Source organism: Brevundimonas sp., assembly GCF_030656255.1.
GTDB lineage: Bacteria > Pseudomonadota > Alphaproteobacteria > Caulobacterales > Caulobacteraceae > Brevundimonas.
On sequence record NZ_JAUSOE010000076.1, the window covers coordinates 1 to 23731 of the forward strand.

The 23731-nt window shown below is 65.2% G+C and carries 18 protein-coding genes; 13 read left to right on the plus strand and 5 right to left on the minus strand.

The window, feature by feature from the left end:
• A partial coding sequence (carB, locus tag Q7J26_RS07905; protein ID WP_304935922.1) for a carbamoyl-phosphate synthase large subunit occupies positions 1–1923 on the minus strand: 1923 nt, incomplete at its 3' end.
• A 30-nt stretch (positions 1924–1953) separates the two neighbouring features.
• Positions 1954–2271, minus strand: a complete 318-nt coding sequence (locus Q7J26_RS07910) for a ribonuclease E inhibitor RraB (RefSeq protein WP_304935923.1) — start codon at positions 2269–2271, stop codon at positions 1954–1956.
• Positions 2272–2702: 431 nt separating this feature from the next.
• Between Q7J26_RS07910 and Q7J26_RS07915 the strand changes: the two genes are divergently transcribed.
• A complete protein-coding gene (locus Q7J26_RS07915) occupies positions 2703–5660 on the plus strand; it encodes a TonB-dependent siderophore receptor (protein WP_304935924.1) in 2958 nt (985 codons plus the stop codon).
• Between the two features lie 107 nt (positions 5661–5767).
• Positions 5768–6559 carry a hypothetical protein gene (locus Q7J26_RS07920; protein ID WP_304935925.1) on the plus strand — a complete coding sequence of 264 codons (792 nt, stop codon included), beginning with the start codon at positions 5768–5770 and terminating at the stop codon, positions 6557–6559.
• Here Q7J26_RS07920 and Q7J26_RS07925 read toward each other — a convergent pair.
• Entirely contained in the window at positions 6550–7254 is a 705-nt protein-coding gene (locus Q7J26_RS07925; protein WP_304935926.1) for an HAD family hydrolase, read from the minus strand. The two genes, Q7J26_RS07920 and Q7J26_RS07925, sit on opposite strands and share 10 nt — an antisense overlap.
• Positions 7255–7295: 41 nt before the next feature.
• Here Q7J26_RS07925 and Q7J26_RS07930 point away from each other — a divergent pair, with 41 nt between their 5' ends.
• Both Q7J26_RS07930 and Q7J26_RS07935 read left to right on the plus strand, forming a co-directional pair.
• A complete protein-coding gene (locus tag Q7J26_RS07930) occupies positions 7296–8006 on the plus strand; it encodes an SDR family NAD(P)-dependent oxidoreductase (RefSeq protein ID WP_304935927.1) in 711 nt (236 codons plus the stop codon).
• Between the two features lie 50 nt (positions 8007–8056).
• Positions 8057–9328, plus strand: coding sequence for a S41 family peptidase (locus Q7J26_RS07935; RefSeq protein ID WP_304935928.1), 1272 nt, complete (start codon positions 8057–8059; stop codon positions 9326–9328).
• A 1-nt stretch (position 9329) separates the two neighbouring features.
• Here Q7J26_RS07935 and Q7J26_RS07940 read toward each other — a convergent pair whose 3' ends face one another.
• Together Q7J26_RS07940 and Q7J26_RS07945 are read right to left on the minus strand one after the other, a co-directional pair.
• Positions 9330–9578 (minus strand): YbdD/YjiX family protein, encoded by a 249-nt coding sequence (locus tag Q7J26_RS07940; RefSeq protein WP_370651925.1) that lies wholly within the window; start codon positions 9576–9578, stop codon positions 9330–9332.
• Positions 9571–11658, minus strand: coding sequence for a carbon starvation CstA family protein (locus Q7J26_RS07945; RefSeq protein ID WP_304935929.1), 2088 nt, complete (start codon positions 11656–11658; stop codon positions 9571–9573). The genes Q7J26_RS07940 and Q7J26_RS07945 overlap by 8 nt, the downstream gene beginning before the upstream one ends.
• 280 nt (positions 11659–11938) lie before the next feature.
• Here Q7J26_RS07945 and murC point away from each other — a divergent pair, with 280 nt between their 5' ends.
• The 9 genes from murC to ftsZ form a co-directional block, all read left to right on the plus strand.
• On the plus strand, positions 11939–13351 hold the full coding sequence (murC, locus tag Q7J26_RS07950) for a UDP-N-acetylmuramate--L-alanine ligase (RefSeq protein ID WP_304935930.1): 1413 nt from the start codon (positions 11939–11941) through the stop codon (positions 13349–13351).
• A gap of 140 nt (positions 13352–13491) precedes the next feature.
• Complete coding sequence (gene murB / locus Q7J26_RS07955) at positions 13492–14406, plus strand: UDP-N-acetylmuramate dehydrogenase (RefSeq protein ID WP_304935931.1); 915 nt, start codon at positions 13492–13494, stop codon at positions 14404–14406.
• 63 nt (positions 14407–14469) lie between these two features.
• On the plus strand, positions 14470–15738 hold the full coding sequence (locus Q7J26_RS07960; protein WP_304935932.1) for a hypothetical protein: 1269 nt from the start codon (positions 14470–14472) through the stop codon (positions 15736–15738).
• Between the two features lie 69 nt (positions 15739–15807).
• On the plus strand, positions 15808–16749 hold the full coding sequence (locus tag Q7J26_RS07965) for a D-alanine--D-alanine ligase (protein ID WP_304935933.1): 942 nt from the start codon (positions 15808–15810) through the stop codon (positions 16747–16749).
• The gene (locus Q7J26_RS07970) at positions 16737–17627 is read left to right on the plus strand and encodes a cell division protein FtsQ/DivIB (protein WP_304935934.1); all 891 of its coding nucleotides are present in this window, start codon (positions 16737–16739) and stop codon (positions 17625–17627) included. Before Q7J26_RS07965 ends, Q7J26_RS07970 begins: the two co-directional genes overlap by 13 nt.
• Positions 17628–17685: 58 nt before the next feature.
• On the plus strand, positions 17686–18978 hold the full coding sequence (gene ftsA / locus Q7J26_RS07975; protein WP_008263640.1) for a cell division protein FtsA: 1293 nt from the start codon (positions 17686–17688) through the stop codon (positions 18976–18978).
• A 428-nt stretch (positions 18979–19406) separates the two neighbouring features.
• Entirely contained in the window at positions 19407–20516 is a 1110-nt protein-coding gene (locus Q7J26_RS07980; RefSeq protein WP_304935935.1) for a TonB-dependent siderophore receptor, read from the plus strand.
• A 21-nt stretch (positions 20517–20537) separates the two neighbouring features.
• Complete coding sequence (locus Q7J26_RS07985) at positions 20538–22727, plus strand: TonB-dependent receptor domain-containing protein (RefSeq protein ID WP_304935936.1); 2190 nt, start codon at positions 20538–20540, stop codon at positions 22725–22727.
• A 236-nt stretch (positions 22728–22963) separates the two neighbouring features.
• Positions 22964–23731, plus strand: a 768-nt coding sequence (ftsZ, locus tag Q7J26_RS07990; protein WP_304935937.1) for a cell division protein FtsZ, incomplete at its 3' end; no start/stop codon positions are given.

Consider the following 23731-nt stretch of genomic DNA (forward strand, 5'->3'; position numbering starts at 1 on the left):
CTCGATCAGCTCCAGCACGTCCTCGGCCGTCAGCGGCTCGAAATACAGGCGGTCGGAGGTGTCGTAGTCGGTCGAGACGGTCTCGGGGTTGCAGTTGACCATGATCGACTCGACGCCGATGTCGTCGAAGGCGAAGGCCGCGTGGCAGCAGCAGTAGTCGAACTCGATCCCCTGGCCGATCCGGTTCGGACCGCCGCCCAGGATGATGGCCTTCTTCTTGTTCGTCGGCTGGGACTCGCACTCGGGGATCTGGCCCAGGGCGCCGGTCTCATAGGTCGAATACATATAGGCCGTGGCGCTGGCGAACTCGGCCGCGCAGGTGTCGATCCGCTTGAAGACCGGGCGGACGTTCAGGCCGCGACGGGCGGTGCGGACGTCCTTTTCGGTGGCGCCGGTCAGTTGGGCCAGGCGGGCGTCGGCGAAGCCCTTGGCCTTCAGGCGGCGGAACTCGGTCGGGTCGGTCGGCAGGCCCTTGACCCGGATATGGCCTTCCTCGCGCACGATGTCGGCGATCTGGCGCAGGAACCAGGGCTCGTAGGAACAGGCGGCGTTGACCTCTTCCACCGTCAGGCCGTGGCGGAAGGCCTGGGCGATGACGCGGATGCGGTCGGGGGTGGGAATGCCCAGGGCGCGGACCACGGCGGCGCGGGCGGCGCCGGCGTCCTCGACATCGGCGACGCCTTCGATCTCGATCTCGTCGAAGCCGGACAGGCCGGTCTCAAGCCCGCGAAGCGCCTTCTGCATCGATTCCTGGAAGGTCCGGCCGATGGCCATGACCTCGCCCACCGACTTCATCGAGGTGCCCAGCAGGGGCTCCGAGCCCGGATATTTCTCGAAGGCGAAGCGGGGGATCTTGGTGACGACATAGTCGATGCTGGGCTCGAACGAGGCCGGCGTGACCTGGGTGATGTCGTTGGTCAGTTCGTCCAGGGTGTAGCCGACGGCCAGACGCGCGGCGACCTTGGCGATGGGGAAGCCGGTGGCCTTGGACGCCAGCGCCGACGAGCGCGACACGCGCGGGTTCATCTCGATCACCACCATCCGACCATCGGCCGGATTGATGGCCCACTGGACGTTCGATCCGCCCGTCTCGACGCCGATCTCGCGCAGGACGTTGATCGAGCCGGTCCGCATCCGCTGATATTCCTTGTCGGTCAGCGTAAGCGCAGGGGCGACAGTGATGGAGTCGCCCGTGTGGACGCCCATCGGGTCGATATTCTCGATCGAGCAGATGATGATGCAGTTGTCCGCCGTGTCGCGGACGACCTCCATCTCGTATTCCTTCCAGCCCAGCACCGATTCCTCGATCAGGACCTCGGTCGTCGGCGACAGGTCGAGGCCGCGAAGCACGATCTCCTCGAACTCCTCGCGGTTGAAGGCGATGCCGCCGCCGGTGCCGGCAAGCGTAAAGGACGGGCGGACGACGGCGGGCAGGCCGACGAACTCCAGCCCTTCCAGCGCCTCTTCCATCGAGTGGGCAGCCTTGGAGCGGGGGCTTTCCAGGCCCAGCTTGTCCATGGCGTCACGGAATTTCTGGCGATCTTCGGCCTTGTCGATCACGTCGGCTTTCGCGCCGATCATCTCGACGCCGTACTTCTTCAGCGCGCCCGAGGCGTCCAGGGCCAGGGCGGTGTTCAGCGCGGTCTGGCCGCCCATGGTCGGCAGAAGCGCGTCGGGGCGTTCCTTGGCGATGATCTTCTCGACCATCTCGGGCGTGATCGGCTCGATATAGGTGGCGTCGGCCACCTCGGGGTCCGTCATGATGGTGGCGGGGTTCGAGTTGACCAGGATGACCCGGTACCCCTCGGCCTTCAGCGCCTTGCACGCCTGGACGCCGGAATAGTCGAACTCGCACGCCTGGCCGATGACGATCGGGCCGGCGCCGATGATGAGGATGGACTGGATGTCCGTACGTTTGGGCATGGGGAGGCCTCTTGTTCTTGTTCGACTAAACTAGTGGGTCACGACCGCGCATTCCCAGCCGTCATAGTCCAGCTGGAAGGCCGCGGCCCAGGTCTGCATCATGGCCGAGACCGGAGCGAAACTCTCCGGATCGACGGCCATGGTGGTCTCGAGAATCGTCATGTCGCCGTCGCCGCGCGCGATGAAGCCGGCGCGCCGCGCCACCTCGCACAGGTCGCCATGGGCGTCTTCGTCGCCCAGGAAGAAGAACAGCGTATGGCGCGGGGTCACGCCGCTGTCGCCCTGTTCGGCCAGCGCCGCGCGCACCATGGCGTCGCGTTCGTCATGACTGATGTCCGAGGCGTCCAAGGGGCGACCTGATCCTTCGTTTGTTGCGCGCGCGTGGTCGCCGCAAGGCGATGCCGTGCGGAGCGCGCGTCGGGTTGTCGGTTAAGCGGCCCGTTTAGAGAGGGAGGGGCGGGGGGGCAACCGGAAACATCATCGAAAGGGATCGGGAGCCGTCGTTCCATCGGCGCCCTTGGGTCATCGATCACGGCGGCGCCAATCGGGGCATCGCAACATATAGGTTTTGTCGTGGTTCTGTTGCGGTAAAGCCACATTTAGTCCTTGGTTGCGACCAGTAAGTGGCATTAGTGTGTTTATTGATGGGTGCCCGACATTTGGGGCGTTGCGTTGCAGCCGAGTGTTTTGCGGGCTGCCGAATTATCCAGAGGGGTTAGAAGTTGTCATATCGTCGTTCTCGGTTGCTCGCGGGCAGCATGTTTTCCGTAATTGGCCTTATGGTCGCCCTTCCCGCCGCTGCGCAGGATACGCCCGCGACTGCTGAGGGCGGGGATGCAGCCCAAGCCGCTGCTGAAGTCGGCGAGATCGTGGTGACAGGGTCTCGCATTCCTCGCAACGAGTTCACGAGTTCCGATCCGGTTCAGGTTCTGACGTCCGAGCGTGCTCAGCAGCGCGGATTGAGCGATACCGCGCAATTCCTGCAGTCGTCCACGATCGCGGCAGGCTCGCCGCAGGTGAACGCCACGATCTCGAGCGCCTTCGTGACCGACGGCGGACCGGGCGCCTCGACCATCTCGCTGCGCGGACTTGGCGCAAACCGTACTCTGGTGCTGCTGAACGGTCGTCGCGCCGGTCCGGCGGGCACCCGTGGCGGAGTCTCGGCCTTCGATCTGAACGTCATCCCGCAGTCCGCCATTGACCGCGTCGACATCCTGAAAGACGGCGCTTCTTCGATCTATGGTTCGGACGCCGTCGCCGGCGTGGTGAACCTCATCACCAACCGCGCCATTGACGGTGGTGAAATGAGCGCGTTCGCTACGGCGCCGCTCGACGGCGGTGGCGAGCAGTACAACATCTCCGGTTCCTACGGTAAGAAGTTCGACCGTGGTTACGTCAATCTGTCGGCCGACTATTATCGCCAGGAAGCTCTGAAGGCGGGCGATCGCGATTACCTGATCTGCAAGAACCAATATGTGTTCGAGCCGGGTACGCGTAACCGGGCCGACCGCATTGATCCGCGCACGGGACAACCGACCTGCAACGATACCCTTTGGGGGCAGGTCTATGTTTACGGCCCCGACTTCTCGGGTCGCGCCGGTCGCTTCCAATATGATTATGACGGAAATCTGGGGAACTATATTCCCACGCGCCCGACCAACCCCGCGACCAGCGCCCTTTATCCGACAGCGCCGGACGGATTCTACCTCGTCAACTATGACGCCGCATCGCGAGCGGTCGTCAACGCCAGCCATCCGTTCGCTCAAGAAGAGACCGTCGTTCCCGAGGTCGAGCGTTACACCGTCTTCGTCGAAGGCGCCTATGAGCTGGGCGGTGGTGTCGAAGCCTATGGCGAGTTCCTGTTGAACCGTCGCGAGAGCCGGACTGACAGCTATCGCCAATACTGGAACTACACCTATACGAACGACTTCCTGGACTTCTACTATGGTCCGGGTTCGGGCGGTGATCCCGTAAGCGGTTTCTCGGGCCTGAATCTGCTCAGCGCCACGCCGGTTACCGATCACTTCGATAGTTCGCAGCGGGTCGACTATATCCGCGGTGTCGTCGGCCTGCGGGGCGATCTGAAGGTCGGCTCGCGCGGCAACTGGACCTGGGACGTTTTCGCCCAGTACAGCCACTCGGACGGCGACTATACGCAGGATGTGCTTCTGGACGACGCGGTGGATTCCACCAGTTTCAAGACCTCAAGCTGCGTGGGTTCCAACTTGCCGATCAGCGGTCGTCCCTGCATCGACATGGACTTCAGCGACCCCCGCGTCCTGCGCGGCGACCTGACGGCCGAGGAACGCGCCTTCCTCTTCGATACTGAGACGGGCAACACCGTCTACGAACAGACCTATGTCGAGGGTTCGATCGCCGGCAGCCTGATGGAACTTCCCGCTGGCCCGCTGGGTCTGGCGCTGGGCTTCCATATCCGCCGTGACGAAATCAACGACACCCCCGGCGAAGTGACTCTGGCGAACAACAGCTGGGGCCTGTCGGGCGCCGGCATCACCGAGGGCTCGGAAGACACCCGCGAAGCCTATGCCGAGCTGGCGGTCCCGCTGGTCGCCGACGTGCCTTTCATCAAGACCCTCGATCTGTCGCTGTCGGGCCGTTACACTGACACCAAGACGTCGGGTAACGCCTCGACTTACAAGGTGGGCCTGAATTGGGCGGTGACGGACGCGATCCGCTTGCGCGCAACCCACGGCACCTCGTTCCGTGCGCCTGCCTTGTTCGAACTGTATCTGGCCGATCAGACCAGCTTCGTCGGTCAGCGCAACATTGATCCCTGCCTGAACCTGGATCAGCGTCTGGAAGACGGCGCCGTCACCCAGGAACTGTACAACAATTGCACCAATCCGGCTGGACCGGGCGGCGGGGTTGGGGGTGACTGGACCGGCGGCAACTCCTCCGCGACGATCACGACGGGCGGCGGTCTGGGCGTGCTGGAGCCGGAAACCTCCAAATCTACGGTCCTGGGCGTGATCATCACGCCGCCGAACAGCGGCTTGAGTCTGGCGGTTGATTATTACGAGATCGAGATCAACGATCAGGTCACCAATCTGGGCGCCAGCGGCATCCTGTCGGCCTGCTATCTGTCTGACAACTTCCCGTCCGATCCGATCTGCAACCAGTTCGACCGTGACCCCAATCTGGGCATCACACAGGTTCGCGATAGCTTCATCAATATCGCGGAGCAGCAAAACCGCGGCCTCGACTTCACTGTCCGCTATATCAACGATACGCCGTGGGGGACGCTGACGTTCGACAGTCAGACGACTTGGACCCTGGAGAACTATACGTCGCTGTTCGCCGGAAACTTCAGCGATCCGCTGGGTGAAGTGGGTTATCCCGAACTGGTCGGCAACATCAATCTGGGCTTCAACCGCGGCCCGTGGACGGCGTTCTGGGGCTTCGACTGGATCGGTAACCAGTCCAGCTTCGGCGAATTCCTCGATGGCAACGGCTCGCCCTACATCACGATCGACGGTCGTACTGTCGAGGTCAAGGCGGAGGCCGAGTTCACTGGCTTCCACACCGCCTCGCTGGCCTACGAATTCAATGATTGGAAGATCATGGGCGGCGTCGCCAACGTCTTCGACGAGAAGCCGCCTGCAGCCTCGACCACGATCGGCGAGTACTCGACCACTGGGAATTCGATCCTGGCCTCGCAGTACACCGAAGCCTATTACGGCCGCCGCGCCTTCATCCGCGTGACCAAGTCGTTCTGACCGTCTGAGGTTGAGGCAATCATCGAGAGGGGCGGTGGAGCGATCCGCCGCCCCTTTTGATTCATCTCGGGAAGCGTCCGTGAAACACGGCGTGCTAAGGTCGGCTCATGGCTATCATCTCAGGTATCAAAGACACGCTCGACGCAGAGGTGGCGAAATTCGATCAGGCGCCGTTGAAGCAGCCGGTTTTGCTGAACAGCGTGCCCAAGGGAGGCACTCACCTGCTGCGCAACATCGTTCGCATGTTCGTGCCGGTGGAACAGCATTATGATCGCGACTTCGTCCAGGTGCCGAACATGCATCTGCACCTTGCCGCCTTCAATCCGCATGAGCCGAAACTGGCCGCCGCACATCTGCTGTTCAGCGATCAGTCCCTAGCCAATGTACGCACCGCTCGGCATGTGCTTCTGGTGCGCGATCCCTATGACTGGGTTCTGGCCCGTGCTCGGTTCTTTGTGTCCGATGCGTTTCACCAGGAGAATCTGGCGCATCTGAAGTCCGGCGTGTTCAGCCCGGAAGCCCTGATCAACATGATGATCTTCGGTGTTCACGCAAAGACCCCGGCCCTGGTCGACGTGTTCACCCACAATGCCGCAGCCTGGTTGGGTACGGGCGTCTACCTGGTGCGGTACGAGGACATTCTGAACGCCTTAAAGACCATCGAGACACCGCAGGCCGAGGCCTATTTCCGCGCCCTGCTAGAAGCGTGCGGCATTGCCTTGCCCGAGGATTGGAGGGCGCGAATTCTTGTCGGTTCCGACCGCAAGCTGAGCCGCACTGCGCGGGAGAACCTTCAACTGCCGGACGGGATGGTTCTGCCGGCGACGCTGCCAGAACAGCAGAAACGGCTTGTTGATTTCCAGGCTCCCGGCCTGAGGGCGCTGCTCGGCTACGCCTGATCCGCGATGGCCGCGATCCAGTCGGGCAGTTCGGCGATGCGGCTCAGCGAGACGTAGCGGGGCTCGTTCACCGGGGCGTCGGCCAGTTCGTGGGCCCAGGTGACGTGATAGGGGATGTGGACGCCGAAGGCCCCGGCGGCGATGGCGGGCAGGACGTCGGACTTCATCGAATTGCCGGCCATGACGGCCTCGGCTGCGCCGGTGCCGTGGCGAGCGAAAACGCGGTCGTAGGTGGCGCGGTCCTTTTCCGAGACGATCTCGACCGCCGCGAACAGGTCGCCCAGGCCCGAGGCCGCCAGCTTGCGCTCCTGGTCCAGCAGGTCGCCCTTGGTGATCAGGACCAGGCGGTAGTTTTCGGCCAGTTCGGCGACCACCTCGTCCACGCCGGGCAGGGTCTCGACCGGGTGGGCCAGCATTTCGCGGCCGGCCGCCAGGATTTCGCGCACCACCTCGGGCGGCGCGCCGCCGTCGCACAGCTCCATGGCCGTCTCGATCATCGACAGGGTGAAGCCTTTCACGCCGTAGCCGTAGAGCCGCAGATTGCGCTGCTCGGTCTCGGCCAGTCGCGCTTCGATGGTGGCCGCGTCGCCGTGATCGTCCAGCAGATCGACGAACCGCGCATGGGTCAGGCGGAAGATCGTCTCGTTGTGCCAGAGGGTGTCGTCGGCATCGAGGCCGACCGTGGTGATGTTCATGCCGCGCCCCTATCATGGGACGAAACGCGAGGGGAGACGGGATGAACGGATCGGCGGTGGTGATCGGGGCGACGGGCGGCGTCGGTCGAGCCCTGGTGGACCGCCTGATCGCGCAGGGGACGCACCAGACCGTCTGGGCGATTTCGCGAACCGGGAGCGAGGTCGCGGGCGCACAGGCCCTGGCGGCCGATCTGGAGGACGAGGTCAGTCTGGCGGAGGCGGCGCGACGAATCGGCCAGGGCGCGGCGCCGACGCTGATCGTGCTGGCGACGGGTGTGCTGCATGACGGGTTCCAGCCCGAACGGAGCCTGCGGCAGCTTGAGGCGGATCACATGCTCAGGGACTATCGCGTCAACGCCGTGGGGCCGGCGCTGGCGGCGAAACACCTGCTGCCGCTGACGCCGCGCGACCGGCGGGCGGTGTTCGCGGCCCTGTCGGCGCGGGTGGGGTCGATCGGCGACAACCGGTTGGGCGGATGGCACAGCTATCGGGCGTCCAAGGCGGCGCTGAACATGATCCTGCGCAATCTGGCGATCGAGATGGCGCGCAGCCATCCGATGTCCGTGATCGCGGGCCTGCATCCCGGCACGGTCGATACGGGCCTGAGCGCGCCGTTCCAGAAGGGGGTGGCGGAGGGGCGGCTGTTCACGCCCGACTATTCCGCCGAACGGCTGCTGGCGGTCATGGCGGCGCTGACGCCGGCCGACAGCGGCGGGGTTTTCGCCTGGGACGGGGCGCGTATTCCCGAATAACGCATATTCGTGACTTGAGGACGGGACCGGTCTTACGTCACATGGCCCGCATGTCCGTCAAAGGTTCCGCCCGGCTTTCCAGCCTCTTGTTGCTCAGCTTGCCCCTTTGCGGCGGGCCGGCGGCCCTGGCCTACGCCGAGACCCCGGCGGCGGTCGTGGCGGCGCCGAGCCGCGAGCGCGCGCGGATGAACCAGCGGGTGTTCGACACGGTCTGGAGCGAGGTGCGGCGCGGCTATTACGATCCCGATCTGCATGGGGTGGACTGGGGCGCGGCGCGCGATCGGTTTCGGCCCCAGGCCCTGGCGGCCTCGGATGACCGGGCGCTGTACCGGGTCGTCAACACCATGCTCGACCTGCTGGACGACGGCCACGCCGGCGCCAGCCCGCCGGCCGCAGTGCGCCGTCAGGACGCCCAGTATGCACGCCGGGCCGTCATGGGCATGACCCTGATGCGGGGCGAGGATCCCGATCTGTGGACGGTGGAGCGGGTGCGCGACGGTTCTCCGGCCCAGGCGGCGGGGGTGCAGCTGGGCTGGACCCTGGACAGCGTCGATGGTCGGCCGTGGGGACCGGACGTCGAGGTGCAGGAGGGGACGCCGGTCCATCTGGTCCTGACGGACGAGACCGGGGCGCGCCGCGACACCATCCTGACCCCGCAACTGATGGACGGGCCGCAGCCGTTCACGGCCGACAAGTCCCGGCCGGGGGTTCTGGTGCTGACGGTGGAGCAGTTCGATGCGGGGCTGGGTCGTTGGTTGGGCGGCGAGCTGGACGGCCTGCCGTCGGATGTGGACGTGATCCTGGACCTGAGAGCCAATCCCGGCGGCCGGCTGTGGGAGGCGGAGTCGGTGCTGACCTGTTTCCTGCCGCGCGATCAGATCTGGGCGACCCGGACCGGACGGAACGGGCGGCCCGTGACCCTGCGGGCCTCAGGCGACTGCGGCGACCGCAGCGCGCCCGTGGCCAATCCGGTCGCGGTCCTGGTGGATCGGGGCAGCCGCAGCGCGGCCGAACTGACGCCCGCGGCCCTGCAGGAGGCCGGGCGGGGCATAGTGGTGGGCGAAAAGACCATCGGCTCGGTCCTGATCGCCCAGGAGACGGATCTGCCGGATGGGGGCAAGCTGACTCTGAGCCGGGCGAATTTCGTCACGGCGGGCGGGGTGCGGCTGGAGAAACACGGCGTCACGCCGGACATCGCGGCGCCCCGCACCGTGGGCCAGCGCCGCGCGGGCGAAGACCCGACGCTGGAGGCGGCCATCGCCGCGCTCCAGGCCCGGGGGGCGGACCGGGTCCGGTCCGCCGAGCCGCCCAGCGGGCTTTAGATCAGCAGCATTTGAACGAGCCAGAGCCGCCGAAGCGACGCTGTTCGTGCAGGCGGAAGAAGGCGATCTTGTCCAGCGGCGGCTGGTCCGGATGGGTCGTGGCCGCGTGGCTGACATAGGCGTCGTAGTCGGGCTGGCCAATCATGGCCCCTGCCGTCCGCCTGACGCCGCGACCCCACCGCAGGGCGGTGTCGCGGCACAGGCAGAGCAGGTCCTCGTTGGAGGGGTTAGGCGCGGCTACCCTAGGCACGGGCCACGTCCGCCGCGTCGTCGGCCGCCGTCAGCTCGTGCGCCTCGGGGTATTCCCGCACGGTCGGCCGGTTGTTGCGATAGGCCTTGAGGCAGGCCAGGACGCCATAGACCACCATGGTCACGACCACGAACAGGAAGCCCGCCGTCAGGGCCGAGTTGACGTAGTCGTTGACGATGATGCGGTGCATGTCGCCGACGCTCTTGGCCGGGGCGATCAACTCGCCGGCGCCCAGGGCCTCCTGGTACTTCCGGGCGTGGGCCAGGAAGCCGATGCGGACCTCGGGGTGGAACAGCTTCTGCAGGCCTGCCGTCAGGGTGCAGATCAGCAGCCAGACGGTCGGAACAAGCGTGACCCAGGCGTATTTCTCGCGCTTCATCTTGAACAGGACGACGGTGCCCAGGATCAGGGCGATCGCGGCCAGCATCTGGTTGGCGATGCCGAACAGGGGCCACAGGCTGTTGATGCCGCCCAGGGGATCGACTACGCCGGTGTAGAGGAAATAGCCCCACAGGCCGACGGTCAGGGCGGTGGCCACGACATTGGCGCCCCAGGACTTGGTCTCGCGCATCTTGGGCACGGCCACGCCCAGCAGGTCCTGGATCATGAAGCGGCAGACGCGGGTGCCGGCGTCGACCGTGGTCAGGATGAACAGGGCCTCGAACAGGATGGCGAAGTGATACCAGAAGGCCATCATGGCCTTGCCGCCGATGACGCTGGACAGGATGTGCGCCATGCCCACCGCCAGGGTCGGGGCGCCGCCCGCGCGCGACAGGATCGAGTTCTCGCCCACGTCGCGGGCCAGTTGCTCCAGCTCGCCAGGCGTGATGTGGAAGCCCCACTGGGCCACGGCGGCGGCGGCCGAGACCGCGTCATTGCCGATGATCGCGACCGGGCTGTTCATGGCGAAATAGACCGCCGGGTCCAAGACCGTGGCGGCGATCAGGGCCATGACGGCGACGAAGCTTTCGCACAGCATGGCGCCATAGCCGATCAGCGGGATTTGGCTCTCGTTCTCCAGCAGCTTGGGCGTGGTGCCCGAGGAGATCAGGGCGTGGAAGCCGGAGACGGCGCCACAGGCGATGGTGATGAACAGGAAGGGGAACAGGGCGCCGGCGAAGACCGGGCCGGTGCCGTCGATGAAGGGGGTGACGGCCGGCATCTGCAGATGCGGACGCACGATCAGGATGCCGACAGCCAGGGCGACGATCGCGCCGATCTTCAGGAAGGTCGACAGATAGTCGCGCGGCGCCAGCAGCAGCCAGACCGGAATGACCGAGGCGATGAAGCCATAGACCATCATCAGGATGGCCAGGGTCGGGCCGGTCAGGGTGAAGGCGGGGCCCCAGAAGGGATCGGCTGCGACATGGCCGCCGCCGATGATGGCGAGGATCAGCAGGACGACGCCGATGATCGAGACCTCGCCCACGCGACCGGGGCGCAGGTAGCGGGTGTACAGGCCCATGAAGATGGCGATGGGGATGGTGGCGGCGACGGTGAACGTGCCCCACGGGCTTTCGGCCAGGGCCTTGACCACAACCAGGGCCAGGACGGCCAGGATGATGACCATGATCATCAAGACGCCCACCTGGGCGATGATGCCGGGGATATTGCCCATTTCGGTGCGGATCATGTCGCCCAGGGACTTGCCGTCGCGCCGGGTGGACATGAACAGGACGATCATGTCCTGCACCGCGCCGGCCAGCACCGCGCCGACCAGGATCCACAGCACGCCGGGCAGATAACCCATCTGGGCGGCCAGCACCGGCCCGACCAGAGGCCCCGCGCCGGCGATGGCGGCGAAGTGGTGGCCGAACAGGACGTTGCGCGGCGTGGGTACATAGTCGAGGCCGTCGTCGCGCCGCACCGCCGGGGTTGGGCGCGAGGGCTGCAACTGCATGACCTTGTTGGCCAGGAAGCGGCTGTAGAAGCGATAGGCGATGGCGTAGGTGCAGACCGCCGCCACGACCATCCAGACCGCGCTGATGCTCTCGCCCTGGTGCAAGGCGATGACGCCCAGGGATATGGCCCCCAGAATGGCGATGGCGCCGAAGATTATAGGGGTGCTGAGTTTGCCCACGACTGTACTCCTGCCTGACCGCCGCACGGTCCTTCAAACGCCTGTTTGCACGACAAGCTTCCGCAAGGCCAATCGACTAAAGTCGTAGACGGCCGGTCCGCGACCGTTTCAGACCCCGGCATGGAAAAACAGGGTCTGAATCGTCTGAATAGTCTGAAATCGACCGAACCATGTTCTTTGTCGTGCCTTTCCTCCTGCGCGCCGCCTATCACGCCCCGACGTCGGAATTGGACGCAGACACCCCCGTGCATTCCGCCCGATCCCTTGCTAAGCGCATTGGATGATCGCTCGCCTTCGCCCCGTCCCGTTCGACCTCGGTCCTGTCCATTTCGTCGGCATCGGCGGCATAGGCATGAGCGGCATCGCCGAGATCATGCTGAAGATCGGCTATTCGGTTCAGGGCTCGGACGCCAAGGCCAGCGCCAACACCGAACGACTGGAGAAACTGGGCGCCCGGATCTTCATCGGCCACGACGCCGCCCACCTGGGCGAGGGCGTGTCGGCCGTGGTCTATTCGACGGCGGTCAAGGCCGACAATCCCGAGATGAAAGCCGCCCGCGAGCGCCGCATCCCCCTGGTGCGCCGGGCCGAGATGCTGGCCGAGCTGATGCGGCTGCAATTCTCGATCGCGGTCGGGGGCACCCACGGCAAGACCACGACGACCTCGATGGTGGCGGCCCTGCTGGACGCGGCCGGCCTGGACCCGACGGTGGTCAACGGCGGCATCATCAACGCCTATGGCACCAACGCCAAGGTCGGCGACGGCGACTGGATCGTGGTCGAGGCGGACGAGAGCGACGGCAGCTTCCTGCGCCTGAAGTCGACGGTCGCCATTGTGACCAATATCGACCCGGAGCACCTGGACCACTACGGCGACTTCGACGCGGTGCGGAAGGCCTTCGTCGATTTCGTCGAGAACATCCCCTTCTATGGTTTCGCCGCCGTCTGCCTGGACCATCCCGAGGTGCAGAAACTGGTCGCCTCGATCGATAACCGGCGGCTTGTGACTTACGGAATCAATCCCCAGGCCATGGTGCGGGCCGAGGGTTGCGAGATGGGGCCGGACGGCTGCCGGTTCGATGTCGTGATCCAGAACGGCGAGACCCATCGGATCGAGAACCTGCACCTGCCGATGGCCGGTTGGCACAATGTCTCCAACGCCCTGGCCGCCATCGCCGTGGCGCGCGAGCTGGACGTGTCGGACGAGGCGATCCGCGAGGGTCTGGCCGGCTTCGGCGGGGTCAAGCGGCGCTTCACCACCACCGGGGTCGTGAACGGCGTGCGCATCGTCGACGACTATGGCCACCATCCGGTCGAGATCGTCGCCGTGCTGAAGGCCGCGCGCCAGGTGACCGAAGGCCGGGTCATCGCCGTGGTCCAGCCGCACCGCTACACCCGGCTGCGCGACCTGATGGACGAGTTCTCGACGGCCTTTTCCGACGCCGACAGCGTGATCGTCGCCGACGTATATCCGGCGGGCGAACAGCCGATCGAGGGGGTGGACAAACACGCCCTGACCGACGGCATCCGCCGCTATGGCCACCGCCATGTCCAGGCGCTGGAGAACGCCGCCGTCCTGCCGCGCCTGATCAAGGAAGAGGCGAGGCCGGGGGACGTGGTCGTGCTGCTGGGCGCCGGCGACATCACCAGCTGGGCCTATGGCCTGCCGGCGCAACTGGAGGCGTTGGCATAGTCTTTCCGCTCATCCCCGCGAAAGCGGGGGCCTAGTGGTTTGGGCGTGCTGTATTGGATTGAGAGCGCGGGTCTGTGTCCGGGCGCTCGTCGTGTGAAAGAACTGGGTCCCCGCTTTCGCGGGGATGAGCGGAATATCTGATGACCTGGCGTGACAACCTCCCCACCGTGCGCGGCAAGCTGCTGCGGGACGAGCCTTTGGCGCCCTTCACCTGGTTCCGCGTGGGCGGGACGGCCGAGTCCCTGTTCATTCCGGCGGACGCCGAGGATCTGGCTGACTTCCTGAAGGCGTTGGACCCGTCCGTCCCGGTGACCGTGCTGGGCGTCGGATCGAACGTCATCGTGCGCGACGGCGGGGTCGAGGGGGTGGTGATCCGTCTGGCGGGTCGGGCCTGGGCGCAGGTGACGACGGACGGCGACACGATCACGGCCGGCGCCGGGGCGCTGGACTCCATGGTGGCCAAGGCCTCGGCCAAGGCGGGGATCGCCGGGCTGGAATTCTACGCCGGGATTCCGGGTACGGTCGGCGGGGCGCTGACCATGAACGCCGGCTGTTACGGTTCCGAGACCAAGGATGTTCTGGTCTCGGCCTGGGGGCTGACGCGGGCGGGCGAGCGGGTCGATTACGCCCTGGCCGACTTCGGCTACACCTATCGCCATTCAGAGGCGCCGGCCGAGATCCTCTGGGTCGAGGCGACCTATCGCGGGACGCCGGACGCGCCCGAGGCCGTGGCCGCCCGCATCACCGAAATCACCAGCCGCCGCGAAACCACCCAGCCGATCCGCGAGAAGACCGGCGGTTCGACCTTCAAGAACCCGCCCGGCCATTCGTCGTGGAAACTGGTCGACGAGGCGGGCTGGCGTGGCAAGCTGCACGTCGAAACCGGGGGAGGGGCCATGTTCAGCGAAATCCACTCCAACTTCATGATCAACCCCGGCGAGGCCACCGCCGCCGACATCGAAGGCCTGGGCGAGACGGTGCGCGCCGACGTCCTGTTGAAGACCGGCGTTCAGCTGGACTGGGAAATCAAGCGGATCGGTCGGCTTCTGTCGTAGATCTGCGATTGATTGACGTGGCGACTCAGCGTTAGCGGAGCGGGACTCGGGGGAGAACCGCAGATGAAACGCATAATCGCCGCCGTGGGCGTCCTGGCCGCCGTGGCCGGTCCGGCTCAGGCTCAACTCGTCACGCGCGCGCCCGTCGGCGCGGCCGTCGGCAGCGAAGGGCCACGTGTCGACATCACGCGATCCAGCGCCGGTTACGCCTATTTCAACCGCGCGGGCGCGGACATCGACCAGCACGACGCCGCCGTACGCGCCTGTGTGGTAGAGGCGCGGCGGATGCGCCAGCCTGACGACAACGGAGCGGCGGGCGCTGCGGCGGCCGGCGGCCTGTTGGGCGCACTGGTCGTCGGCGTCATCCAAGGCGCCGTCAACGGCATGCAGGAGCGGCGGGGCGTCGCCGCCAATCTGGAAAATTGCATGGTCGTCAACGGCTGGCGCGTCGTGCGGCTGGAAGAGGCAGACGGCAAGACTTTGGCGGACTTGGAGCAGCCGGCGCTGCGCGCCGCCCTGGCGACCCGCGTCGGCGCCGATCAGCCCGCAGGCGAGGTGGTTCGGGTCTACGACAATGACGCCGCACGCGGCACGACGGTGGTGATCGGTCGCTCGGGCGACCTCGACAAGCCGTCCCTCAGCCTCCAATCCCTGGCGCCGGACACGACCGAGCCCGCCGCCGCGCGGAAGGGTCCCGAGGCGCCGCGCAGCGCCCGCCCCCCGCGCGCCATGAAGCCCGAGGACGTCGCCCTGACCGAGGGGAGCGCCCTTGTCACTGTTCGGTTGACCGGAATGGCGGAGCAGGGCGGACGCACCCTGTTCTTCACCCGCGCGGGGCCGCGCCCCGACGTCTATGGCTGGGAAGCCGACGGCCGACCGGCGCTGTTCGCCGTCGCCTTGCCCAACCGCGGCGCCGTGCGCGGCGACCGCACGCGCGCCGTGACCCAGACCTTCTCCGTGCCGCCTGGCCGTTGGCGGCTCAGCGCCCTGAATGTCGGACAGTACATCACCCACTTCTGCCTCGGCGCTACTGGCTTCGACGTCAGTGACGGCGAGGCGGTTTACGCGGGCGCTTTTGACCTGTCGGGCGAGCAGCTGGCGCCGGACATGCGCGTGCCGGACGACCTGCTGGCGTCGACGGCGCCCGCCGCCACGGCCGGGGTGCGTCATAGGGCGGCCGAATGGTCCTATGGCGACCGGGAACAGTGCCAGGGCGCCTATCTCTACGCCCTGGACGTGACTCCCGCCCCAGCGTCGCCTGTGCCTGCGGTCACAGTTGAAGCGACGCCGGTCGTCGTGGTGGAAACATCCCCAGTCGAGGCTTCGCAATGATGTCCGAGGCCGTTTGGTTGACGCGCTGTTAAGAACCTGCGCGGCATCCAGACAGCTCTGGAGCCGCCGATGACCCGCGCAATCAAAGACCTTCATGTCGCCGTCCTGATGGGCGGTCTTTCCGCCGAGCGGGAGGTGTCGCTGACCTCCGGCGAACAGTGCGCCCAGGCGCTGGAACGGCAGGGCGTGCGCGTCAGCCGCGTGGACGCCGGGCGCGACCTGGCCAATGTGCTGTCCGGCCTGATCAAGCCCGATGTGGTGCTGAACTGTCTGCACGGCGCCTGGGGCGAGGACGGCTGCGTCCAGGGCGTGCTGGAGACCCTGCGGATTCCCTACACCCATTCGGGCGTTCTGGCCTCGGCCCTTGCCATGGACAAGGACAAGTCCAAAGCCGTGCTGAAGGCCGCGGGCGTCAAGGTGCCCGGCGGCGGTCTGTATGACCGGCACGAGGTGGCGGCGCGCCACGTGATCGAGCCCCCCTATGTGGTCAAGCCGAACGCCGAGGGCTCGTCCGTCGGCGTCTATCTGGTTAGCGAGGGCGCCAATCGCCCGGTCGCCGAGGTGGGAGAGCCTGGCTGGACCTATGGCGAACAGGTGATGGTCGAGCCCTATATCGCGGGCAAGGAGCTGGCCGTCGCGGTGATCGGGGAAAAGTCTGGCCCGCGCGCCCTGACCGTGACCGACATCACCCCGACCAAGGGCTTCTATGATTACGAAGCCAAATATGCGCCGGGCGGCTCGGTCCATGTGCTGCCCGCCGTCCTGCCGCCCGCCGTTTTCGAGGCGGCCCTGCGTCAGGCGGAGGCGGCGCACGTCGCCATGGGTTGCAAAGGCGTGTCCAGAAGCGACTTCCGTTATGACGATGTTAAGGACGATCTTGTTCTACTGGAGGTCAACACTCAGCCGGGCATGACGCCGACCTCGCTCGCTCCCGAGCAGGCCGCCCATACCGGAATGAGCTACGAAGAACTGGTACGGTGGATGGTGGAGGACGCCTCATGCCCGCGGTAGTTCGCGGCGGTCGGCGACAGAGTTCGGGTCAGGCGCCCAAGCGCAACGCGGCGTCCAAAGGGGGCGGGCGTTCGCGCGGCGGCGCGCCCAAGCCCGCGTCCGCCATCCCCGGCAAGATGGCCGCCATCGGCCGTATCGATGTTTCGCCCCGCACAGCCCTGATCGCCCTGGGCGCCAGCGCCCTGCTGGTGATCGGGGTTCTGGCGACCGGCGCCCGTGCCGAGCGGATCGGCCAGTCGGTGTCGCACGGCGTCGACGGTCTGACCGCCGGCATGGGGCTGACGCTGAAGCGGGTTCATATCACCGGCGCCTCGGCCGAGGCCGAACCGGCCATCCAGCAGGCGCTGGGCCTGTATTCGGGCCAGCCGATCACCAGCCTGGACCTGAACGCCATCCGCGAACGCGTGCAGGGCGTCGGCTGGGTGCGCGAGGCGCGCGTGGTGCGCCTGTTGCCCGACACCCTGATCGTCGAGATCAAGGAGCATGACCGTCTGGCCGTCTGGCAGGACGCCGGCCAGATCAAGGTCATCGACGCCCAGGGCCAGGTTATCAAGGGCGCCGACGCACGCCGCTATCCGACCCTGCCTCTGGTCGTCGGCAAGGGCGCCGACATGGCCGCCGGCGAGGTTCTGCCCCTGCTGGCCCAGCGCCCGCGGCTGATGAGCCGGATCGACGCCCTGGTGCGGGTGGACGAGCGCCGCTGGGACCTGCGTCTGAAGGACGGCAGTCTGATCCAGCTGCCCGCCGTCGAACAGGAGGCGGCCCTGATCCGTCTCGATGCGCTGGATCAGCGCGAACGCCTGCTCGACCTGGGCTTCGCCCGGGTCGATCTCAGAACTCCGGACGAGGTCGCGGTGCGACCCGCCGCCGACGCTTAAGGACCAGTACGACATGGCGGGCAAACAGCGCGGATCGGCGAACGACCAGGGCCGGGGCATGGACCCCCGCGCCGGCCGCGCCCCCGTGATCGCCGCCCTGGACATCGGCCAGTCCAAGGTCTCGTGCTTCATCATGAAGCCGGACGGCGTGCGCCACGCCGACCGCACTATCCGCGTCGCGGGGGCCAGCCACGTCCAGTCCAAGGGCGTGAAGGGCGGCGCCATCATCAATATGGACGAGGCGGCCCAGGCCATCGGCCACGCCGTCGAACGCGCCGAGCGCGCGGCCCAGAGCCCGGTCTCCGGCGTCGTCGTCACCACCGCCATCGGCCAGATGGCCAGCCACCGGGTCCAGGCCCGGGTGTCCCTGGGTGCCAATCCGGTCGGGGACGCCGATCTGGCGCGCGCCATCGGCATGGCCCTGGCCCAGATCCGTCTGCCCAACCGTCGGCCCATCCACGTCCTGCCCATCGCCTGGTCGGTGGACGGCGCGCGCGGCGTGCATGATCCGCGTTCGATGCGCGGCGGCTCGCTGGGGCTCGACCTGCTGGTCGTCTCCATGGCCGAGAACGTCTTCACGACCCTGAGCCACTGCCTCGAGCTGGCGCACCTGGACCTGCAGGGCGTGGCCGCCGCGCCCGTCGTCTCGTCCCTGGCCGCGCTGGAAGAGGACGAGATGGACCTGGGCGCCGTCTGTATCGACATGGGCGGCGGCTCGACCAGCGCCGCGGTCTGGGGCGGCCGGTCGCTGCTGCATATCGAAAGTCTGAACGTCGGCGGCGATCATGTCACGTCGGACATCGCGCGCGGCCTGTCCACGTCCAAGGCTGGGGCCGAACGGCTGAAGACCCTGCATGGCTCCGCCATGGCCAGCGCCAATGAAGACCGCGAAATGCTGGAGGCCCCGCCGCGCGGCGAGGACGCCTCGGCCGGCCCGGTCATCGTCCCGCGCGCCATGCTGAAGACCGTCATCGCCCCACGCGTGGAAGAGACGCTGGAACTGTTGCGCGACCGGCTGAAGAACGCCGGCGTAGGCCTTGAGCCCGGCGCAGGCCTGGTCCTGACCGGCGGTGCCAGCCAGCTGAACGGGGTGCGCGAACTGGCCGTGCGGGTGTTCGACCGCCCCGTCCGCCTCGGAAAACCCCAACGCGCGCCACATTTGGCCGACGCCGCCTCCGGCCCGGCCTTCTGCGCTACGGCAGGGGTGTTGCTGCGCGCCGCCTACGGCCCGCGCGAGGCCGTGTCCGCTAGGAAGCTGATGGCGCGGCAGATTACGGCGGCGGATGCGCCACGAATTCATCGCGGGAATGTGGTGGGGCGTGTCGCGGGCTGGTTGCGGGACAACCTGTAGTGGGCCATCAGAGGGGGTGAGAAGACGTCCACCTCGTCGCCGCCGCCTCGGCTTTCAGTCGCAAAACTAATGACCGCGCCCCGCTCGTCCTAGGGGCGAAGTGCGAGATCAACTCACCACATCAGTCTCGTTTGTGTTCTTATTGCGCCGATATACCATTCGCCGTCATGTGACGGTTTGAGGTAAAATTGTCTGATTGTAACACGAATGGTTGGGCCGTAACCTGAAAACTCGCCCAATCCTGGGCAGGTTTCTCCAAATTTTTGCCGTCTCGTGTGGTCAAAAATGTGACTGTCGAGATACAGTGACGCTCGAACTTGATGCAAATGTGTCTAAAATGATGGCTGTTTGCCTTCTTCTTGTTAAAAACCCTTCATGTTTGCGCCGGCCTTCGCCGGAGCGATTCTTGGTGGGGGCTTTTCATAGTTATGATTTCCAAACGCAAAATTCTGCTCGGCTTGACGTTCTTAGCCGGCATGTTGGCGGCTGCAGCGCCGTCATTTGCCCAAGCGCAAAACTCGGCTACGTCTGAGGAGCCGGCGGCTAATGTGGAGGAGATCGTAGTTACCGGATCTCGCATTCGTCGCGATCCAACAACTGCCCCTACCCCTTTGATCCAAGTGACTCGTGAAACGCTCCTGACCTCGGGGCAGAACACGATGATCGACTATCTGGCAACTATTCCAGCTTTGTCGAACTCGGTAGTGCCATCAGACACTACTGGTAGCAACCTGAATGACGGTGGCTTGTCATTCGCCAACCTGCGCTCGCTAGGGTCTGGTCGCACGTTGACGCTGGTTGACGGTCGTCGCCATGTGGGTTCCAGCGGGGGCTCGCTGTCGGTCGACGTTGATGCGGTTCCGCGACTGCTGATCCAGAATGTAGAGATCGTCACAGGTGGCGCTTCGTCTGTCTATGGCGCTGATGCCGTTTCGGGTGTGGTAAACTTCATCACACGCCGAGACTTCGATGGTCTTGAGATTGACGCCAACGTTGGCGAAAAGAACGATAACGGCGAACTGAACCGGCGCATTTCCATCCTGACGGGCAAGAATTTTTTTGACGACCGCCTGAACCTGTATGCCTTCGGAGAGTATGAAAAGCTGGATGAAGTCCAGACGGCTGATATCGGCTGGATGGGGCGTTCGACGGCTCTGGTCGGTGTCGATGCTGACCCGGTCGCCACCCCATATGATGGCATTACGGACGCCGCGCTTTTCAGCAACCTGCGTACCATGCAGCGCCTGCGTTGGGGCGTTGTTACTTTGGCGAACAACCAGCCGGGAAGCCCGCTGAATGATCCCGATGTCTCTTACTTTAACTGCGGCGTGGTCAACGCCACTGCCCCGGCTGCCGGCAATTATAACTCTACAAACTGCACCCTGCTAAACCCAGGCTATACCTACGTATTTGACGGTGCCAATGCGCGTCTGGCTGATTTTGGAACCCGCGTCGGCACTGGCCTGCAGCGTGTGCTCAACGTGGGCGGAGACGGGGAACTGGCCTCTGAATACGGTCAGTACTCTCAGGTGCCTTAATCCGAGGCGCAGCGTTACCAAGTGGGCGCAACCTTCAAGGTGACGCCGAATGTCAAGGCTCATGCGGAACTGAAGTACATCACCGAAGATACTTTCGATGTGGGTCAGCCGACCTTCTTCGACATCTTTATCTCAGACCGGACCGGTGCGACGTCAGTGTCCACCATCCGCTCCTCCAGTGCGTTTGACATCCGGCTGAGCGACAACGCCTATCTTCCGACGAACCTGAAGTCGGCGATCCAGAACAACCGGATCAACATCTACAGCGCGCCCACGACCACCCAAGGCGGCCAATTGCTGGGCACTGCGGCCGCGCCCTATGCGCGATCTGCTCTGCGGGGCCCGGATCGGAACCAGCAGAACACCCGTGATCTGCTTCGCGGCGTAATTTCGTTTGAAGGCGACTACGATCAGTTCGCCTTCGTGAAGAATATCTCTTGGGACGCCGGCTATACCTACGGTCAAGTCGAGGTCACGAACCGCGAGCGAGGCGTGGATGTCGAGCGGATGGCCTTTGCGGCTGACGCAGTGGTCGATACATTCGGCGCCGTAAACGGGCAGGCAGGGCAGATCGTCTGCCGCGTCCAGTTGCTGGATGCGCAAGGCCGCGCGATCAACGACGCCGTGCGTGGTGGCGACGTTAGAGACAGCGTAACTGGTCGTTCTGCGATCGACCAGTGCCAGCCGTTGAACATCTTTGGCGATGGCAACCAAAGCGCTGAAGCGTTGGAGTACATCTACGCAGAAGTCGGCGTCACCGAGCGCAATGAGCAGGAGCAGTTTTTAGGCAGCGTCTCCGGCCAACTCTGGGACTTCTGGGGTGCCGGCCCGATCGGCGTCGCCTTGGGTGCGGAGCACCGTCGCGAGTACACCGAAGCTACTGGTCGCGATCGCGAAACCGGCGATCGCTTGCTGTTCCTGAACACCTCGCCCGACATGGAGGGCGTGGAATACACCAGCGACGAGTTCTTCGGCGAACTGTCTCTACCGCTGTTCCGGGAATCGTTCTTGGGCGATTACGCCGAACTTAGCGCCTCGTATCGCACATTCGACTATTCGACGATCGGCACGGGCGACGTTTATGGCGTGAACTTCGTCTACCGACCGATTCGCGATATCGCATTCAAGACCAGCTACAACACCTCTTTGCGTGCCCCGAATCTTAGCGAGATTTACGAACCTTACTCGGAAACCTTCTCCTTCACTGGTTCAAATGATCCTTGCACCACAGCGAATATCAATGCGGCGGCCAACGCCCAGTACAAGGAGAACCGCGTTCGCAACTGTACTGCTCTCGCGCAGGAGCAGGGCCTGACCTTCGACTTTGCCGGCGCCACGCCGGAGAACACCGACGACTTCGGCATCCTCTACGGTACCGGCAGCATCTCCGGCGTCTCGGGCGGCAATCGGAACCTTCAGCCCGAGGAGTCGGAAAGCTTCACCTTCTCGACGGTGCTGCAACCGCGCTTCATCCCGAACTTCAGCCTCGTTCTTGATTATTACGAGATCGAGCTGACCAACGTGATTGCTGCTGTGACGCCTGCGGTGGCGGCCGCAAACTGCGTCGATGGTCCGACGTTGAACGCTGCGGCTTGCGCCACCATCTTCCGCAACAACCCTAATGTTCCGTTTGGCGTCGGCGCTCCCCAGGGTGACCCGCTGGGCGGCTATATCCAAGGCTCGCTCAACTACGCCAAGCGTTCGACGCGTGGATTGGACTTCGACGCACGCTACCGCGTCGATTTCGACGAAATGATTGGACGTAACTGGGGGCGTTTGGACTACAGCATCGGCGGGACGTGGTTGATTGAACAGAAGCAGTTCAACAATGCGCAGAACCCGAACGACTATACGGGCCAGGACTCGAACTTGTACTATCCTCGCGTCCGCTTCACGTCGTCGGCGACCTGGACCCCGATCAATGCGCTCAGCGTAAACTGGACCGTTGACTGGCAGACGGCGCAAGACATTGTTCAGGCGCGTACTTTTGTTGCCAATGCGGATAGCCGCGCGGTTCAGTACATGGACACCGGCAACTTTGCCCGTCACGACTTCACGGTGCGGTACAAGGTCCGCGACGACCTGACGCTCCGTGCGGGCGTCGTGAACGCATTCGGCGCGGAACAGGCGCCGTGGCTGGGGTACACCCTGTATTCGAACTTCGACCCATACGGCACGCGCTACTTCATCGGATTGAACTTCCGCCGCTAAAAACGGCGATATTGCAGGAGGGGGCGGCCTTTAAAGGCCGCCCTTTTTTGTGATGTGCCAGGAATTCTCCAGCCAAGCTCGGAGTTTGTGCTGTTCTCGCGTCCGACTCACATTATCGCCGTAACCTTCTCTTAACCCTCGTGGGCGCAATCATTAACGCGCTCATAACCAAAGCGATTCGGCGGGGTAATCGCTTTGGTGCCAAGGGGTCCAGGGCTCGGAAGGTCGGAAAAAACATGTCGCTCTCTTTGGTCAAGCCGCAACACACTGAACTGAAGCCCCGTATCGTCGTGTTCGGCGGCGGCGGCGCCGGCGGCAACGCCGTGAACAATATGATCGACGCCGGCCTTGAAGGGGTCGAGTTCGTCGTGGCCAACACCGACGCGCAGCACCTCAGCTTCGCCAAGACGGATCGCCGCATCCAACTGGGCGAGACGATCACCCAGGGCCTGGGCGCGGGCGCCCACCCCGAAGTCGGCATGAACGCCGCCGAGGAATCCGCTGACGAGATCCATCAGCACCTGGAAGGTGCGCACATGGTCTTCATCACCTGTGGCATGGGCGGCGGCACCGGCACGGGCGCAGCGCCCGTCATCGCCAAATGCGCGCGCGATCGCGGCATCCTGACCGTCGGCGTCGTGACCAAGCCCTTCACCTTCGAAGGCCGCCACCGCATGCGTCTGGCCGACGCGGGCGTCGCCGAGCTGCAGCGCTATGTCGACACCCTGATCGTCATTCCGAACCAGAACCTGTTCCGCGTCGCCAACGAACGCACCACTTTCGCCGACGCCTTCGGCATGGCTGACCAGGTGCTTCACTCCGGCGTGCGGTGGATCACCGACCTGATGATCCTGACTGGCCTGATCAACCTGGACTTGGCCGACGTGCGCGCCTTCATGTCCGAAATGGGCAAGGCGATGATGGGCACGGGCGAGGCCTCGGGCGATGACCGCGCCCTGCTGGCCGCCCAGAACGCCATCGCCAAACCGCTGCTGGACGAGACC

What these genes read in the sequence shown, in the direction of transcription:
- Q7J26_RS07915 (WP_304935924.1), top strand. Translation starts at nt 2,703, where the DNA reads ATGGTCGCCCTTCCCGCCGCTGCGCAGGATACGCCCGCGACTGCTGAG.
- Q7J26_RS07920 (WP_304935925.1), top strand. Translation starts at nt 5,768, where the DNA reads ATGGCTATCATCTCAGGTATCAAAGACACGCTCGACGCAGAGGTGGCG.
- Q7J26_RS07925 (WP_304935926.1), bottom strand. Translation starts at nt 7,254, where the DNA reads ATGAACATCACCACGGTCGGCCTCGATGCCGACGACACCCTCTGGCAC.
- Q7J26_RS07930 (WP_304935927.1), top strand. Translation starts at nt 7,296, where the DNA reads ATGAACGGATCGGCGGTGGTGATCGGGGCGACGGGCGGCGTCGGTCGA.
- Q7J26_RS07935 (WP_304935928.1), top strand. Translation starts at nt 8,057, where the DNA reads ATGTCCGTCAAAGGTTCCGCCCGGCTTTCCAGCCTCTTGTTGCTCAGC.
- murC (WP_304935930.1), top strand. Translation starts at nt 11,939, where the DNA reads ATGATCGCTCGCCTTCGCCCCGTCCCGTTCGACCTCGGTCCTGTCCAT.
- murB (WP_304935931.1), top strand. Translation starts at nt 13,492, where the DNA reads ATGACCTGGCGTGACAACCTCCCCACCGTGCGCGGCAAGCTGCTGCGG.
- Q7J26_RS07960 (WP_304935932.1), top strand. Translation starts at nt 14,470, where the DNA reads ATGAAACGCATAATCGCCGCCGTGGGCGTCCTGGCCGCCGTGGCCGGT.
- Q7J26_RS07965 (WP_304935933.1), top strand. Translation starts at nt 15,808, where the DNA reads ATGACCCGCGCAATCAAAGACCTTCATGTCGCCGTCCTGATGGGCGGT.
- Q7J26_RS07970 (WP_304935934.1), top strand. Translation starts at nt 16,737, where the DNA reads ATGCCCGCGGTAGTTCGCGGCGGTCGGCGACAGAGTTCGGGTCAGGCG.
- ftsA (WP_008263640.1), top strand. Translation starts at nt 17,686, where the DNA reads ATGGACCCCCGCGCCGGCCGCGCCCCCGTGATCGCCGCCCTGGACATC.
- Q7J26_RS07980 (WP_304935935.1), top strand. Translation starts at nt 19,407, where the DNA reads ATGATTTCCAAACGCAAAATTCTGCTCGGCTTGACGTTCTTAGCCGGC.